This window comes from Shewanella sp. (assembly GCF_051658185.1).
Classification (GTDB): domain Bacteria; phylum Pseudomonadota; class Gammaproteobacteria; order Enterobacterales; family Shewanellaceae; genus Shewanella.
In genome coordinates this window covers 1-15908 of sequence record NZ_JBOFMC010000010.1, presented here as the reverse complement: position 1 = coordinate 15908, position 15908 = coordinate 1, and the positions used below count along the sequence as shown (strand labels likewise).

The following is a 15908-nucleotide window of genomic DNA, read 5'->3' as shown; positions in this document are numbered from 1 at the left end:
CACATAAGACGTGGGGCTGACCTTTGTCGACCACGCGGTTTAGAATTTCACCAAACTGGGCTAACTTGTTACCAAGATCTTTTTCCTTTTCATGCTCGAGCACAATTTTCCCTTGGCTTAAGTCCACCTCAGCGGCCCGTTTGAAGATGCCTGCCACGCGGGTGTAGGCATACAGCAAATAGGGGGCGGTATTGCCTTCAAAGCTGAGCATTTGTTCAAAGCTAAAAATATAATCGCTGGTGCGGTTTTTAGATAAGTCAGCATATTTGACCGCGCTGATACCGACCACTTTAGCGATTTGAGCTAAGGTGGCCTCATCCATATCAGGATTCTTGCTGCGCACGAGCTCAAGGGCGCGGTTGTTGGCCTCTTCTAATAAATCCACGAGTTTGACCACGCCGCCGCTACGGGTTTTAAATGGGCGGCCATCTTCGCCGTTCATCGTGCCAAAGCCTAAGTGTTCCAATGACATATCTTCGCGGACGAACTTAGCCAGTTTGGCGAGGCTAAAGACCTGCTGGAAGTGCAATGCTTGGCGTAAATCCACAAAGTAGAGCACGCGGTCTGCCTTGAGGACGTGGGAGCGATAACGCATGGCGGCTAAGTCCGTGGTGGCATACAGGTATCCACCATCGGCTTTTTGAATGATAACTGGCAACGCTTCGCCTTCTTTATTGCGAAAGGCTTCTTGGAATACCACTTTGGCACCGTTGCTTTCGGTCAATAACCCTTGGGCATCTAGATCTTTAACCACTTGTTCTAAATCAGCGTTGTAGGCGCTTTCACCGTGGACATCGGCGCGGCTGAGGCTTACGCCTAAACGTTCGTACACTTCGTGGCAGTGGCTTAGCGAGATATCGTTAAATTCACGCCACAGTTTGTTGCAGTATTCATCTCCCGATTGCAGCTCGACCACCAACTGGCGGGCGCGAGTGGCAAACTCGGCCGATTCATCAAAACGCAGTTTGGCCGCGCGGTAGAAGGTTTCTAAATCAGACAGTTCCAGCTGCGCTTGTTCACCATGTTGGGCGCGTAATTCTTCCATGTAGGCCAGTAGCATCCCAAACTGAGTCCCCCAATCGCCGACGTGGTTTTGGCGGATCACCTTGTGGCCTAAAAACTCGAGGGTACGCACGACGCTATCGCCAATGATGGTCGAGCGCAGGTGGCCGACGTGCATTTCTTTGGCGAGGTTGGGGGAAGAGTAATCCACCACGATGGTTTGCGGTGTTGGCAGTGCTATCCCGAGATGTTCATCTTCAATAGCCGCCTGTAACTGATTGGCTAACGCGCTGTCATCAATGAAGAAATTGATAAAGCCTGGGCCAGCGATCTCCACTTTTGCGACATAAGCCGAGGCCGGAAGAGTGTCGATGATCAGTTGGGCTAATTCGCGCGGATTTTTACCCGCCGCCTTCGTTAGCATCATCGCAAGGTTGGTTGCTAAGTCACCATGACTCTTATCCTTGGTGCGATCTACTTGAATGCGCGCTGTAAAATCAGCAGGCAAGATACCTTGTTGCTTAAAGGATTCGAGTGTTTGTTCAAGTAATGATTGGATATGTGATTTCATGGATTAATTGGCTACTAACTGTAAGTGTGAATACTGGGAATAACCGCGCATTTTAACCGCTTGTGGCGCTTAATTGCCATCTTCCCAAGGTTTTTTTATCAAATCTGGTGCAATTGCTTATAAAACAATCAATGAGACTTGGCAAGTCGTTGCTTAGCCAGAAAATCGATAACGGATTGTTCAGTGAAGGCCGTTATAGCAGATCCTGTGGGTCCCGATCGAGGCTCCAGCGGCAGCGTTTGGCCTCGGGGAGCTGCTCGATAAGTGGCTGCACTCGCTCAAACTCTTGTTGTAGGCGTTGGCGTTGTTTGGCTTGAAATAGCAATTGGCGGCGAAATTTTCCGGCTTTTCTATCCAGCGGCGCTGGCATCGGGCCTATGACTTCAAACTCCTTATCCTGAGGCAAGAGGGCGGCAAAGGCATTGAGGAAGCTGTCGGCATCCGCGGCCGAATGGGCTTCGGCGCGCACTAATACCATGTGCCAAGCTGGTGGCAGTAGCGCTTGCTGGCGCTCCTTCAGTTGGCTGCGGGCAAATTCGCCGTAACCGCGGTGCAGTAAATCGCGCAGTATGGGGTTATCGCTTTGATGGGTTTGTAATAATACGGTGCCCGGCTTACTGGCGCGCCCTGCTCGGCCGGCGACTTGGGTATAGAGCTGGCCAAAACGCTCTGGAGCCCTAAAATCGGCGCTAAACAGTGCACCGTCGACATCCAGTAAGCCCACGAGGGTCACATCGGGAAAGTGATGCCCCTTTGCCAACATTTGGGTGCCCACGAGGATTTTGTATTCGCCCTTGTGAATGGCGCTTAAATGTTGCTCGAGGGAGCCTTTTAACCGCGTGGTATCTCGGTCGATGCGTACCACCGGATGTTTAGGAAACTCTTGCTGCAATGCCTGAGCTAATTGCTCAGTGCCGATGCCTTGGCCCATTAGCATAGTGCTGCCACATTGGTGGCACTGTTTCGGAATGGCATATTGGTTGCCACAGTGGTGGCAGCGGATCTCGCCAAGGGATTGATGCACCGTGAAAAAGGCATCACAGCGGTCGCATTCATGCAGGTGGCCGCATTCATGGCACAACAGTGCCGGGGCAAAACCGCGGCGATTTAAAAACAGCAGCACTTGGTTTCCGGCATCTAAATGGGCGCGAATTTCATTGATAAGGGGCGCCGACATTCCTGCTTTTAGCGGCAGATTTTTTATATCGATAATCCCTTGTCTGACTTTTTTGGCGGCGCCTGCGCGCTCTCCTAAGTGTAAATGCTGGTAGCGGCCGCTCAAGGCATTTTGTAGGCTCTCAAGTGAGGGCGTCGCTGAGCCTAAAATGACCGGAATGGCTTCTAAATGCGCGCGCATAACGGCCAGATCGCGGGCATGGTAGCCTACACCTTCTTGTTGCTTAAAGCTGCTATCGTGCTCCTCATCGAGGATGATGATCCCGGGGAAAGCCATTGGCGTGAACAGGGCTGAGCGGGTGCCAATAATAATGGCCGCTTGACCACAGCGCGCTTGACGCCAAGCTTCGAGGCGCTGATTATCGGTCAGGCCCGAGTGCAATACGGCGACATTCACCTTAAAACGCCGCTTAAAGCGGTTAATGGTTTGTGGGGTTAAGCCAATTTCGGGCACGAGGATCAGCGCCTGCTTTCCCTGTTTGAGGACGGTTTCCAGTACCGCTAAGTAGACTTCGGTTTTGCCTGAGCCGGTGATCCCCTCCAATAACGTGCAATGGTATCCCTGTTGCTGATTAAGGATGGTGACGGCAATGGCTTGTTCTTTATTGAGTTTATGAGGCTTTTCATCGAGTTCAAGCCGTTGGCGCCAGCTAAGATCGAGCTTGGCTATTTTCTCCATGCGCGCAATCCAGCCCTTATCCGCGAGCGCCTTGAGGCTGGCTTTGTTGAGGGCTTGGCTGATGACGTCTTCTTGGCTTAAAGGGCCTAATTTGAGTAAATCGAGCAGTTTTTTTTGCGTGGGCGCGCGCTTTAGGGCCTCGGGGGCGATCGCGTGTCCCACCTCGGTCAGTTGCCAATATTGGAGGGTTTGCGGCGCAGCATCAAGCCCCTTGCGCAGGGCGACGGGCAGGGCTTGGGTGAGCATTTGCCCTTGGCTGCAAAAGTAGTAGCGCGCGGCCCAGAGGGTTAATGTGTAAAGGGATTCTGGCAGTAATGGCGTATCATCAATAAACTCAATCACTGTTTTAATTTGTTTCGGCTCGAGATTGCAGCTATCTGTTATGGCAGTGACGAGACCGATCAATTGCTGGCGCCCAAAGGGAACTTTTACTCGCACGCCTTTTTGGGGTGTTTGTTGATAGCTTTCAGGGACGCGGTAACTGAAGTTTTGCCGCATAGGCACAGGTAAAGCGACTTCAACAAACAGTGACATATGCAGGACTGACGTAATGGAAATTGACTTTAGTGTACTCAGCACGGCGAGTTAGGGCTAGTCTTAATCTGAGATTATCTAGGGATGGTTGAGAGTAACTATATGACTAAAATAGCAAAACTATTAGGATTGTTCGCGTTAAGTTTAAGCGCCTACAGCGTTGCGCAGGTATCCCACGTGAGCCTCAATGGGCCGATGTTTGAATTGGGCTCCCATCCCAAGATGCGGCTTAATGTGATTAGCGATGATCAAGAACTCACTCGGCTGGCATTTTGGGTGCGCCAGGCGAGCGGTGAAGAAAAGTTAATGGCCCAGCCCGTTAACCGCTTTTTGGTATTGCTGACCGGGGTCGAGGATGTGACTGATCCACAGGCGCAATTAGTGGTAAAAGAATATCGGGTCGACCGCTGGTATGAGGCAAAGCGTGTGCCTTTGTTTGCGGGAAGCGCGGCGATTGCGAAGGTGGCCAACGCGCAAGCAGTGACATCGCAATTAACCACAGGCCAATCAACTAAAACTCAATTAACTAAAACCCAATCAACTAAAGCTCCATCAGCCACATCTCAAACAAGCAGAGATATCAAGCGCCTGCATGATGCGGCCCTGACCGCGGCATCCGTTGCACCGGTTGTACGGCCAACGCCTCAAGAGGGCGCTAACCTCGACGCACTGGGGCAACAGCAATCAGTAGGCTTTCGTATTCCTGGGGATAACGGGGCGACTGCCGTAGCCTCCACTGCTGGCGTCACCACCGCGACTATCACCGCAGCTACAGCCACAACAGCAGCCACAACAACAGCCACAACAACAGCCATAACAACAGGGGTTGGCAGTGCGACAGGCAATGCTGCTAGCACTCCCAGTACAGAATGTGTGCTCCAGTATGGCGGGAACGACACCCTGTGGCGGGTTGCGAAGCGTTACACCGAGCAATGGCAAGTGAGTGTTTATGGGGCCATGCTGGCGATTTATGAGGCTAACCCTAAGGCTTTTGCCAAAAATAACATCAATACCTTAAAAGCCACCGCGAGGCTGTCTTGCCCGTCAGCGACCATAGTTGCCCAATACCTCGATGCTAAAAATGCTAAGGCCTTGTTTGAGCGTAAAGCCGCAGGTTAACGATGGCTGGCCAATGGCGGCTATTTGGTGGGCCATGTTGACCGGTTTATTTGCCTAACTCGCGGTAAGGCCACTCTTAGAATAACCGTAGCGCGATGACCCAAAGGTGAGGGCAGAACAAAGGCATTATGGCTAGATAATCTACTTGTATCCATTGTGCCGATACTGTACCATTCTGCGCCCTAACATATCGTTATTAACTGCATGTGGTGTCCGACTTCGGGTTGGAAGAGCGACATGGCCTTACATTTTGAGGTAATCCCAATGAAACCAGGTATCCACCCAGATTACGCAGTTATCACTGCAAACTGTACTTGTGGCAACGTGATCAAAGTAAACTCTACTGCTGGTAAAGACCTGCACTTAGACGTTTGCGGTGCATGTCACCCATTCTACACAGGTACACAAAAAGTTGTTGATACTGGCGGTCGTATCGACAAGTTCAACAAGCGCTTTGGTGTGCTTGCTAAGAAGTAATTGCGACGGCAATGACTGCAAAAAGGCGCCTTGGGCGCCTTTTTTGTTTTTGGGATACGCAAAAAACGGGGCTGGTCTACAGAACCTTTTAGCTAAAAGGCTGGTTAACCGGTGGTAAGTTTAGCTTCAGTGTACGAATGTTGAGGTGACATGGGGAGTGCTGCGAGGGCGTTACTGCGCTGACAAACCTTGCCATGGCCAAATCATTCATTTTGGTCCGCGAATATCGTGGCTTTGGGCTACTGAGTGATAAGATTATGGTGCTTAGTGGTCGAAATTGTAATTTGACCAACATTTTACAGTACTTCATGCAATAATTAGCTGTAATAAGCTAAATATTTACGTTTATTTCCTACAAAAATATCGCGAAATTTCCCCTGAATTGGCCAAGATAAGTTTGTTAAATTCGCCTTAATGCTAAAATAATCAAGCAAAGCTTAAATTTCTCAATCGCTTATTTAAAAACGTCCCCGATTGGCGTATCTTAGCTCAACTTGCCAAACGATAATATCACTCATCTATACAGTGATTTTAGTGTGGCGGACCTTACTAACACTATTATAAATGTCGCATTTCAGGATGTTAAAATGTCAGATATTCGTCAACAAGCGCTCGATTATCATGAATTTCCCGTACCAGGCAAAACAGCGGTTTGTCTGACCAAGCCCGCTGAAACCAGTTACGATCTTGCCTTGGCTTACAGTCCGGGCGTGGCTGAGCCCGTGCGTGAGATCGCGGCTAATCCTGAAAATGCTTACCGTTACACCAATAAGGGCAACACTGTTGCGGTGATCACCAACGGTACCGCCATACTTGGTTTAGGTAACTTAGGTCCCTTAGCCTCTAAGCCAGTGATGGAAGGTAAGGCGCTGTTGTTTAAGCATTTTGCCAATATCGATGCGACTGATATTGAAATCACCCACAATACACCCGAAGAGTTTATCAATACGGTTGCCGCCATTGCTGACAGTTTTGGTGGTATTAACCTTGAGGATATCAAGGCGCCAGAATGCTTTGTTATCGAGCAAGCGTTGATTTCCCGCTGTAACGTCCCAGTATTTCACGATGATCAACACGGTACTGCGATTGTGACGGCCGCTGGCATGATTAATGCGCTAGAGATCCAGGGCAAACAGCTTAGCGATGCCACCTTTGTGTGCATGGGCGCCGGGGCCGCGGCCATTGCGTGTATGACGATGCTGGTTAAGTGTGGCGCAACCCCGAGCAATATTTATATGCTCGACACGAAAGGTGTTATCCATGCCGGCCGTGATGATCTTAATGAATACAAAGCATTATTTGCTAATCATACCGATAAGCGCACCCTGCAGGATGTGATTAAAGGCGCGGATGTGTTTTTAGGGTTGTCGGGACCGAATGTCATTGGTGCCGAAGAGGTGGCCATGATGGCAGATAAGCCAGTGATCTTTGCCTGCTCGAATCCGGATCCTGAAATTACGCCCGCACTTGCCCATGCAACGCGTGCGGATCTGATTATGGGCACGGGCCGCAGCGATTACCCTAATCAAGTCAACAACGTGCTCTGTTTCCCGTTTATTTTCCGTGGTGCGCTCGATGTGCGCGCCGCTTGTATTAATGATGAGATGAAACTTGCCGCTGTCCATGCGATTGCCGCATTAGCAAAAGAGAGCGTCCCTGCGAGCGTGCTTAAGGCTTACCCTCAGGTGAGTTCCTTAAGTTTTGGCCCTGACTATGTGCTACCTAAACCGATGGATCCTCGGTTATTGCCTCAGGTTGCCCGCGCGGTGGCTAAGGCCGCCATCGAGTCGGGTGTGGCAGCGATCACTACGCTCCCAGACTACGCGCAATAACGTCCCTACAATAACTTTTCGCGCATCAATCTGGCAGTGCCAGCGCCGCTTGGGCGTGGTGTGGCCACTGACCGCTTCGCGCGATGACAGCTAAAATGCAACACCAAGGAGGCGCTTGCGCCTCCTTGGTGTTGTTAAGTTTGCCATTTTTAATGTCCGTCATGTTTCAGCGTGCACCGCTGGGCGTAAAAGGCGGGGGCGTTAATCCTAGGCTGTTAATGCTGAGTGATGAATTGCTTGCACAACCTGTTGTTAATAATCTTCTTTTGCTCGTTACTAATCTGTCACCACCTGCAGAGAACAAACCGCGACGCCGCAAGTGCTTTGCTGGTAAGATTCCGGTGGGAGCGTTTGTTGTTTTTGTGTTAATGTCAGCGTTATAACCATAATAATCCTGCGAGATAGCGGATAGATGAAATTTACCCGAATGTTAACGACTAAATTGACCAGTTTTTGGTTGATGTCTTTGGCAGCCATTGCTGGTGTGTTGTTACTCAGCGCCCTTATGGGTGTGGTGCAGCTCAGTTATCAGTTGCAGCAGCAAAGGGTGGCAGAGCTTCAGAGCATCATGCTGACGCATTACCAGTCGAAGGCGCCTGCGCCATTAAGCGCTTGGTTGCCTGCGGTGTTGCAGGCTTACCATGTCGTTAATATTCGTGTCACTCGCCAAGGCCAAGAGTTATATGGCTATCAAGGCGCGCCAAGCGGAGCCCATTCGCTAACCTATGAGCGCTCCCTTGATAAGGCCAGCGATCTGCACATGTCCCTCACCTTACCCCATCCTCTACTGCATTACCGTGTTAGCACTGCGGAGCTACTCCTTCTCAGTATTGGTCTGCTGGCGGTTATTGTCTTTATTCGCTTTGGCTATGTGTGGTTTTCACGGCAGCTGGAGGGCGTTGAGGCGCTGGCAGTGCGCAGCCGCCTCATCCTGCAGGGTAAGCATGATCAGGCGCTGGCAAACCCGGGTAAGGGTAAGCCGCGCTTGATTAATCGAGCGTTGACTCGGCTACTCGAGGATTTGCAGGATGCACAAAAGGAGCGTGGGCGGTTTGATAAATTTATCCGCTCCAACACGTTTTTGGACGCGCAAACGCGCATCGGTAATCGCCTTTTTCTCAATAATCGCCTTGATGCCCTCAGTTATCATCAGGCCATGGTTGCCCATGGTGTCATCTATTTATTGGAGTTAGATGACCTTGACTTGTTGCAACAGGCCAAGGGGGAGGGCGCCGCGCTGGAGCTACTCAATGCGATGGTCACGGGGATTAATCAGCTGCTGCATAATTTTCCCAATAGCATTTTTGCAAGGCGCTCTTATAACCAACTGGCGATGGTCGTGCCGCAAATCTCCCTGGCCGAGGCCGATCAACTTGCCAGTCAGTTATTGAAGGTCTGCCTTAGCCAGCCTTTAGCGGATATTGAAAATCGCGATAACTTTTTCCACCTAGGTGGCGCCTATTTTCGTGCCGGTGACAATGCGGCCCAGTTGCTCGATGAAGCGGCAATGGCCTTGCGCGCGGCCCAATTGCAGGGCAGCAATAATTGGTTTATGTACGATAAAGGGGCAATCGATGCTGAGTTTGCCAAGGGGTCAGTGCGCTGGCGCAGCTTTTTAGAAAATGCCTTAGTGCAGCGTCGATTTTATCCCTTTAGCCAACCGATCAAGGATTGTGATGGCGCGGTGCATCATCAAGAGATTTTCACTCGTGTGAGGGATAATCACGGGGCGTTAATCCGCGCCACCTTGTTTATTCCTATGGCGAATAAATGCGGCCTTATGCCGCAAATTGAGCGGCAAATGCTCAGCCGTGTGCTGCAGTTATTGGCCCGGGCCGACAATCCCAAGCAAGTGTATAGCGTCAATTTAAGTTTTGATTCCTTAATGAGCCGCGCCTTTACGAAGTGGCTTAAGACCAGTTTACTCGAGTATCGTCATTTAGCGGCGCGGCTGATATTTGAAATCTCCGAGGATATCGTGATCCAGCACCAAGCCGTATTACTGCCAAAGCTTGAGATGATCCGCAAAATGGGCGCGCGGCTCTGTGTCGACCACGTTGGGCAGCAGGTGGTGGGGACCTATTATATTCGTGAATGTCATTTCGACATGATTAAGTTGCACCGCTCCATTGTGCGCAATATTCATTTACGGCCTGAGAATCAATTATTTATTCGCAGTCTTATCGGTGGCCTATACCGGACGGAGGTGCAAGTGTGCGCTGAGGGCGTGGAGGCGCTGGAGGAGTGGCAAACTTTGCAAATCCTCGGTGTTGGTATGGCGCAAGGGGTGTTTTTTAGCGATCCTATCGAATTAAGCTAGCGTTAGGCTAAGGTGCAGCGATATGAGTGGTATTGCGGGATGTACTCGTCAGTTCTGAGCATTTTTTGTATAAAATTCACGGATTAGCGGCTAAAATGGCGCGCGTCAAAATGATGACTAACGCGAGATGAACGCGGAGCAGATTGATCTTCTTGGGCGTGCCATCCCCGAGCGAGTTCGCGTTGTCATGATAGCGAGATAAAGTATTGGCATTTAAATTCATTAACTTATAGGCATCTTATGGATAATGGACTGATAGGCAGGTTAGCCTTTTGGCGACATAAAGCGGCCAGCACAGATCTTGGCGTGTATGTCTGTGCCAATAAGTTGTGGGTATATAGGCCTGCGACAGCAAGTGGGGCTGAGCATGTTCAGGCCTTTGACTGGCAAGGTACCCAATGGCAAAGCGCCGTGGCGGAGTTGGCGCGCGCCTTCCCTGGGAGTCGCTTGCAATTGGTGCTCGGTAGCGAGCGTTATCAATTATGCGTAACCGATAAACCGAATGTGGCGGCGCAGGAATGGCCGCAAGCGTTAATTTGGTCAATTAAAGATATGGTGTCGCTGCCCACTGCCCAAATCTATTTGGATTATTTTGAGTCGCCCATCCCCAGCAATAAACTCAATGTGGTGGTCGTGGATAAAGGGCCATTGAGCGAGCTGGTGCAGGCGTTGCATCAGCAGGGCCTCAGTGTCACTGGTATCAGCATTGAAGAGCTCGCGACCAGTAATTTATGTCGCGGCGATTTTTTGAGTGGCGCTTTAGTGGGAAGTGAGTTATCGACGAGTGATAGCCAAGCCCGCCTCGTGGTGACGCAGCATGGGGGGCAGGAGTTAATGTTGACTGTGATAAAACAGGGGCAACTGTATATGCAGCGCCGGGTTCGCGGTTTTAGTCAGTTAGACAAGGCCAGCGTCGATGAACTCAATTATGGCCTTGCCGATAATTTGAGTTTAGAAATCCAGCGTTCGATGGATTACTTTGAGAGCCAACTTAGGCAGGCGCCGGTTGCCTCGATTGAATTATTGATCGATGGTGCCGTGAAGGCCCTCGCCCAATTGGTCTCGGCCAATTTTAATCAGGCGGTGAATGTGATTGATAACAGCGCAGTGGGCGCCACGTTTGCGCGTCTCGCCTTCAGTGAGTTTTCGCGGGGGCTGAGTGAGTAAGTTCAGGGTCAACCTTTATTCTGCCGCCTTGCTGCCGCCAAAGCAGCGTTTGACCTTTAGCGCATTGTTGCGCTATGCCAGCCTAGGGGTGTTGTTGCTCAGTCTAACGGCGTTTTACGCCTATTGGCAGCTTCATCTGTCCGAGCAGGCGCTAGCGCAAGCATTGCAGCAAAAACAGTTGGTGGATCAACAAAAAGCCGAGCTTGAGGCCAAGCTGCTCGCCCATAAACCCGATGCGGCCCTCGTAACAGAGGTGGCGCTCGCGTCGGATCAATTGGCTTTAAAACAATTATTAATTGATGAGTTAGCCCAGCGCGCCAGCTTTACTCGCCGCGGTTTTGCCGCTGTGCTGCAAGATCTTGCTGCCATATCCGATACCAAGGTATGGCTTAGTCGCATCCGGATTGATGAGCAGCAGTATACGTTTGAGGGCTATGCCGAGCACCCTCAAAGCATTCCACAGTGGGTTGGTAAGCTGAAAGACAGCCATTCTTTAAAAGGCCAAGCCTTTTCGGCCATGAGTATGGATCGCGGCGAAGGTAAGCCTTTGGCCTTTACCTTGGTCAGTGAGTCGCCTAAGGAGCCTGTACAATGAATGCCCTGATCCATCGCCTTGGGCAAACATTTGATGCTCTTAGCCGCCGTGAGCGGGTGCTCATTGCCGTGGCCGCGTGTGCGATCATCGGCACGCTGGGTTATCTGCCCCTTGAAAGCTTGTGGCAGCGTCAAAGCGCGCTAAGCCAGCAGCTTAAGCAGCTTTCGGCCGACAACCAAGTGTCGCTCCAGCAAATTGACCTATATCAGCAGCGTTTGGTGCAGGATCCTAATCAGGATCATCGTCAGCGCTTAGTGCTGTTACAGCAGCAACATCAGCTCATTGATAGCCAGCTTAATCACCAGATGATTTCCTTGGTGCCCGCGGAGGCGATGGCGGGGTTGTTGAGTCAATTACTCGGCCAAGTCCGCGGTATCAGTTTAGTGAAATTTAGTTCAGTTGCGCCTACGCCACTTCTCGCGCAGGGGGCGCAAGGCAAGCTCAATTTATACAGCCATGGGATCCGCATGACCTTAGAAGGAGATTACTTTTCTATGATGGGGTTTATGGCCGCCATAGAGGCACTGCCTAACACCTTCTATTGGAAACGCTTCGACTATCAGGTGGCGCAATATCCGAAGGGGCGGGTCGAGCTGGAGCTGTACACCTTGAGTATGACAAAGGACTTTATCAGTGTTGCTAAATAAGTCGCATCTTTTTATTGGGTTAGTGTTTTTGGGCCTAGGTGTCTCGGCCAAGGAACTGCGGGACCCGACGCTGCCTGGAAAAGCATTCGCTCAGGGGCAGCCTGCCGCTCCAACTCAAGGGCAAAGGTTAGTGCTTAACAGCATAGTCAGTTCTGCCAATTCAGCTTATGCTGTGATTAATAACCAAATTTTGTCTGTTGGTGATAGCATTCAAGGCGTCAAAGTGGTGCGTATTACCGCGGGAGCTGTGTGGCTTTCCGACGGACGCAAATTGCAACTGTTCCAAACCATCACCGAGAGATAGGGAATAACCTTTACATGACTGCGATTAAATACTTCACACCTCTGCTCTCACTTTGTCTCGTTGCGTGTCAAAGCAGCGACAGGCCCGTACCCGTGGCAGCCAAAGAAGCACTGGCGACGTCTATGCAAGCCTCTGCCCAAGTGACGCCACCGCCAGCGATGATGCCAGATGCGGTGCAGCGTGAGCTTAATAGCAGCAGTTTGCTCACGGGCTTAACTGCTCCCCTAGAAGGGGAGCGGCGTATCGATGTGTCGGCCCATGATGTGGATGCTAAAGTGTTTTTCCCAAGCCTTGTGCAAGGGACGCCCCTGAGCATTGCCGTGCATCCTGAGGTGGAAGGCAAGATTTCGCTGTCGCTTAAAGGCGTCACATTAACTGAAGTTATTCAAGTTGTTGAAGATATTTATGGTTATGAGGTCAGCCGCGAGGGGCGAGTATTGCGGGTATTTCCCGCCGGTATGCGCACCGAAACCTTTCCCCTCAACTATCTGTATATGGAGCGTGATGGTTTATCCTTGACCTCTGTCAGCTCTGGGCGCATTTCTGACAATAACGGTAATAACAACAGCAACAATAACAATGCTGGCTTTGGTAATAATGGCAACAATAACAGCAACAATACCAATGGCAACAGCGCTAACAATAACAACTCTGACAGCACGAATGGCACTTTTATTCGCTCGCGCACTAAGACCGATTTTTGGGGCGATTTACAGCAAACCCTCACGGCGATTATTGGTGATACAGGCCATGGCCGGCAGGTGGTGGTTACCCCTCAAGCAGGCTTAGTGACGATCCGCGCTTACCCCAATGAGCTGCGTCAGGTGCGGAGCTTCTTAAGCTCTGCAGAAACTCACCTGCAGCGCCAAGTGATCCTCGAGGCTAAAATTTTAGAGGTGACCTTATCCGATGGTTACCAGCAGGGGATCCAATGGGAGGCTTTTGGTAGCGCGCTCGCGGGCGGCAACACTCAGGTGGGCGTGGGAACGCTCCCCGGCCCTGGGCTTAACGATAAAATCACTGCGGCTATCGGTGGCGTCACGGCGCTGAGCTTTAAAGGCTCGGATTTTGCGGGAATGATTAGTTTGCTCGACACCCAAGGGGATGTGGATGTGTTATCGAGCCCGCGAGTCACGGCCTCTAATAACCAAAAGGCGGTGATTAAGGTTGGGACCGATGAGTATTTTGTTACCGACGTGTCCTCGACCACGGTGGCTGGCACCACACCGGTGACCACGCCTCAAGTGCAATTGACGCCGTTCTTTTCGGGTATTGCCTTAGATGTTACGCCGCAAATTGATAAAGATGGCAACGTGTTGCTGCATGTGCACCCTTCGGTTATTGATGTCAAAGAGCAAACCAAGGGGATTAAGGTCAGCAATGAGTCATTAGAATTGCCCCTCGCCCAGAGTGAGATCCGTGAATCCGACACCGTGATCCGCGCCGCCTCCGGTGATGTGGTGGTGATCGGCGGGTTGATGAAGAGTGAAAATATTGAAATCGTCTCACAAGTGCCGCTGCTAGGTGATATCCCGTTATTGGGTGAACTCTTTAAAAACCGCAGCAATCAAAAAAAGAAAACGGAGCTCATTATTCTGCTTAAACCTACCGTCGTCGGCGGCGAGACGTGGAAGACCGAGCTTGAGCGTTCTAAGACCTTGCTTGATCGCTGGTATCCGGAGCCTAAGTAAGCTCCTATGTATTTAAAGCATTTTGGCCTCAACCAAACGCCTTTCTCATTAACGCCTGATACCGGATTTTTTTTCGGGCTATTGCCGCACGTGGAAGCTTTGCAGGTGCTTCAAATGGCCCTGCAAACCGGAGAAGGGTTTATCAAGGTGACGGGCGAGGTGGGCACGGGCAAAACCCTTATCTGTCGCAAGTTAATCAATGAGCTACCCCAAGGCTTTCAATGCGCCTATTTGCCTAATCCCTATCTCACGCCAGCAGAACTGCGCTGGGCCGTAGCGAATGAACTGGGGGTGACTTATACCCCAGATTTAGATCAGCAGCGGCTCACCGGGCTGATTCAGCAGCGCCTGCTTGAGCTTAGCGCCCAAGGTTTTGCCGTTGTGCTGGTGCTTGATGAAGCTCAGGCCCTGCCTGATGACAGTCTCGAGGCCCTGCGGTTATTAACCAATCTTGAAACCGAGAGCCGCAAACTGCTCCAAGTGGTGTTATTTGGCCAACCTGAGCTCGATGATAGGCTAAAGCGTCAAGCGTTTAGGCAATTACGCCAACGGATCACTTTTAGCTATACACTGCGGCCTTTAACGCCGGATGAAACTGATGCTTATCTGCGGCACCGCTTAGCCATTGCTGGCCGCGCCGGAGAGGTGCTGTTTAGTCCGCGCTTAAGTCGTCACATCGCCCGCGCCGCCCGCGGGATCCCCCGCTTGATTAATATTTTGGCCCATAAAGCCTTACTGCTCAGTTTTGGTGAAGGGGCGGTGCGCGTCATGGGGCGCCATGTACGCTTAGCTATCGCCGATACCGAGGATGCCAGTCGAGGGGACTTTGGTGCTTGGCGAGCGGTCTTGCTGGGCCTGTTGTTCGTGGTTGGTGTGTCGCTCTGTTTGATCTGGGCAATGGGCTTTCGCTTTGAGTTCGTCCACTGGGGAGATCTGGGATCATGAGTGTGATCAATCAAATGCTTAAAGATCTCGATAAGCGCCAGCAGGGCCATCAACTGCGCAATATTGCGCCTCAGCAGCTGCAGTATGCGGGACAGGCGCGTGCATCAAAAAGTTGGATACTTGTCAGCCTGATATCCCTCGCGCTCGGCGCTCTGGCTGTTTACGTCTTACAAAATTGGCCCCACTCCTCCCAAGCGGAAGCGGAGCATGTCCTCTTGCCAGCCACGCCCGTCGCTGCTCCTTCGGCGGCGCCTGCGCTGGCCAGCACCCCATCGGCTAGCATCCCATCGGTGAGCGTCAAAGACGAGTCGGTGATGGCGAAAGATGAGTCGGGAAAGGTTAAAAGCGAGACGGCGATGACCACGCCGCTGCAAATGGCGTCTCCTCACGATCGGCAATCGCCGACAACAGAGCCGCAGAGGGGCGAGTATAGCGCTGCGCCAACAACTGCGGCTGTGGATGCGCGCGCCATTGCGACGAAAAACGCTGTAGCAAGTAGCCCGGCGCTAATGACGAGTTCTGGTGTTAGCTCCGCAGCCGCAACGCCGGTCGCCACACCAGAGCCCAGCGCTGCAGTGGTGAGCGCTAATTCTGCAATGGTGAACACAAATACTGCAATGGTGAACACAAATACTGCAATGGTGAGCGCTAATACTGCACTAGAGAGTGCAGCCAGCAGCGCTGCGGTTAACAGCCTCGGCGCTGCGAATGTGAGCGGTGCTGTCAATACAGCCAATACCGCCAGCGCCGCTTATCCACAAGCTGAGCGCGCGATGACGGTGACTGAGGTGAGTTTGACGCCCCCGCAATTAGCGCAAAAACAGCTGGCTTTGGCCAAAGCCGCAGAGG

At 51.5% G+C, this 15908-nt stretch carries 13 protein-coding genes and 1 pseudogene; 12 read left to right on the top strand and 2 right to left on the bottom strand.

Going from position 1 to position 15908, the window contains the following annotated elements; all coding sequences use genetic code 11:
- The coding region (gene argS, locus ACRCZA_RS00570; RefSeq protein ID WP_438672546.1) for an arginine--tRNA ligase at positions 1-1573 on the bottom strand (1573 nt) is incomplete at its 3' end.
- Between the two features lie 193 nt (positions 1574-1766).
- Positions 1767-3962: a primosomal protein N' gene (priA, locus tag ACRCZA_RS00565; RefSeq protein ID WP_438672545.1), complete on the bottom strand. Its 2196-nt coding sequence runs from the start codon at positions 3960-3962 to the stop codon at positions 1767-1769.
- Between the two features lie 102 nt (positions 3963-4064).
- Here priA and ACRCZA_RS00560 point away from each other — a divergent pair, with 102 nt between their 5' ends.
- The 12 genes and pseudogenes from ACRCZA_RS00560 to ACRCZA_RS00505 form a co-directional block, all read left to right on the top strand.
- Positions 4065-5081, top strand: coding sequence for a FimV/HubP family polar landmark protein (locus tag ACRCZA_RS00560; protein WP_438672544.1), 1017 nt, complete (start codon positions 4065-4067; stop codon positions 5079-5081).
- A gap of 264 nt (positions 5082-5345) precedes the next feature.
- Entirely contained in the window at positions 5346-5558 is a 213-nt protein-coding gene (gene rpmE, locus ACRCZA_RS00555; protein ID WP_438672543.1) for a 50S ribosomal protein L31, read from the top strand.
- Between the two features lie 587 nt (positions 5559-6145).
- The gene (locus tag ACRCZA_RS00550; RefSeq protein ID WP_438672542.1) at positions 6146-7390 is read left to right on the top strand and encodes a malic enzyme-like NAD(P)-binding protein; all 1245 of its coding nucleotides are present in this window, start codon (positions 6146-6148) and stop codon (positions 7388-7390) included.
- A 125-nt stretch (positions 7391-7515) separates the two neighbouring features.
- On the top strand, positions 7516-7773 hold the full coding sequence (locus tag ACRCZA_RS00545; RefSeq protein WP_438672541.1) for a hypothetical protein: 258 nt from the start codon (positions 7516-7518) through the stop codon (positions 7771-7773).
- Between the two features lie 29 nt (positions 7774-7802).
- Positions 7803-9710, top strand: coding sequence for an RNase E specificity factor CsrD (gene csrD / locus ACRCZA_RS00540; protein ID WP_438672540.1), 1908 nt, complete (start codon positions 7803-7805; stop codon positions 9708-9710).
- 240 nt (positions 9711-9950) lie between these two features.
- Positions 9951-10877 carry an MSHA biogenesis protein MshI gene (locus tag ACRCZA_RS00535; protein WP_438672539.1) on the top strand — a complete coding sequence of 309 codons (927 nt, stop codon included), beginning with the start codon at positions 9951-9953 and terminating at the stop codon, positions 10875-10877.
- The gene (locus ACRCZA_RS00530) at positions 10870-11472 is read left to right on the top strand and encodes a PilN domain-containing protein (protein WP_438672538.1); all 603 of its coding nucleotides are present in this window, start codon (positions 10870-10872) and stop codon (positions 11470-11472) included. The genes ACRCZA_RS00535 and ACRCZA_RS00530 overlap by 8 nt, the downstream gene beginning before the upstream one ends.
- A complete protein-coding gene (locus ACRCZA_RS00525) occupies positions 11469-12119 on the top strand; it encodes an MSHA biogenesis protein MshJ (protein ID WP_438672537.1) in 651 nt (216 codons plus the stop codon). Before ACRCZA_RS00530 ends, ACRCZA_RS00525 begins: the two co-directional genes overlap by 4 nt.
- Positions 12106-12423: an MSHA biogenesis protein MshK gene (locus tag ACRCZA_RS00520; RefSeq protein WP_438672536.1), complete on the top strand. Its 318-nt coding sequence runs from the start codon at positions 12106-12108 to the stop codon at positions 12421-12423. Before ACRCZA_RS00525 ends, ACRCZA_RS00520 begins: the two co-directional genes overlap by 14 nt.
- 14 nt (positions 12424-12437) lie before the next feature.
- Positions 12438-14114 carry a pilus (MSHA type) biogenesis protein MshL gene (gene mshL, locus ACRCZA_RS00515; protein ID WP_438672535.1) on the top strand — a complete coding sequence of 559 codons (1677 nt, stop codon included), beginning with the start codon at positions 12438-12440 and terminating at the stop codon, positions 14112-14114.
- 6 nt (positions 14115-14120) lie between these two features.
- Positions 14121-15059, top strand: a complete 939-nt coding sequence (locus ACRCZA_RS00510; RefSeq protein ID WP_438672534.1) for an ExeA family protein — start codon at positions 14121-14123, stop codon at positions 15057-15059.
- Positions 15056-15908: pseudogene (locus tag ACRCZA_RS00505) on the top strand (hypothetical protein); the annotation flags it as partial. The gene ACRCZA_RS00510 and the pseudogene ACRCZA_RS00505, both read left to right, overlap by 4 nt.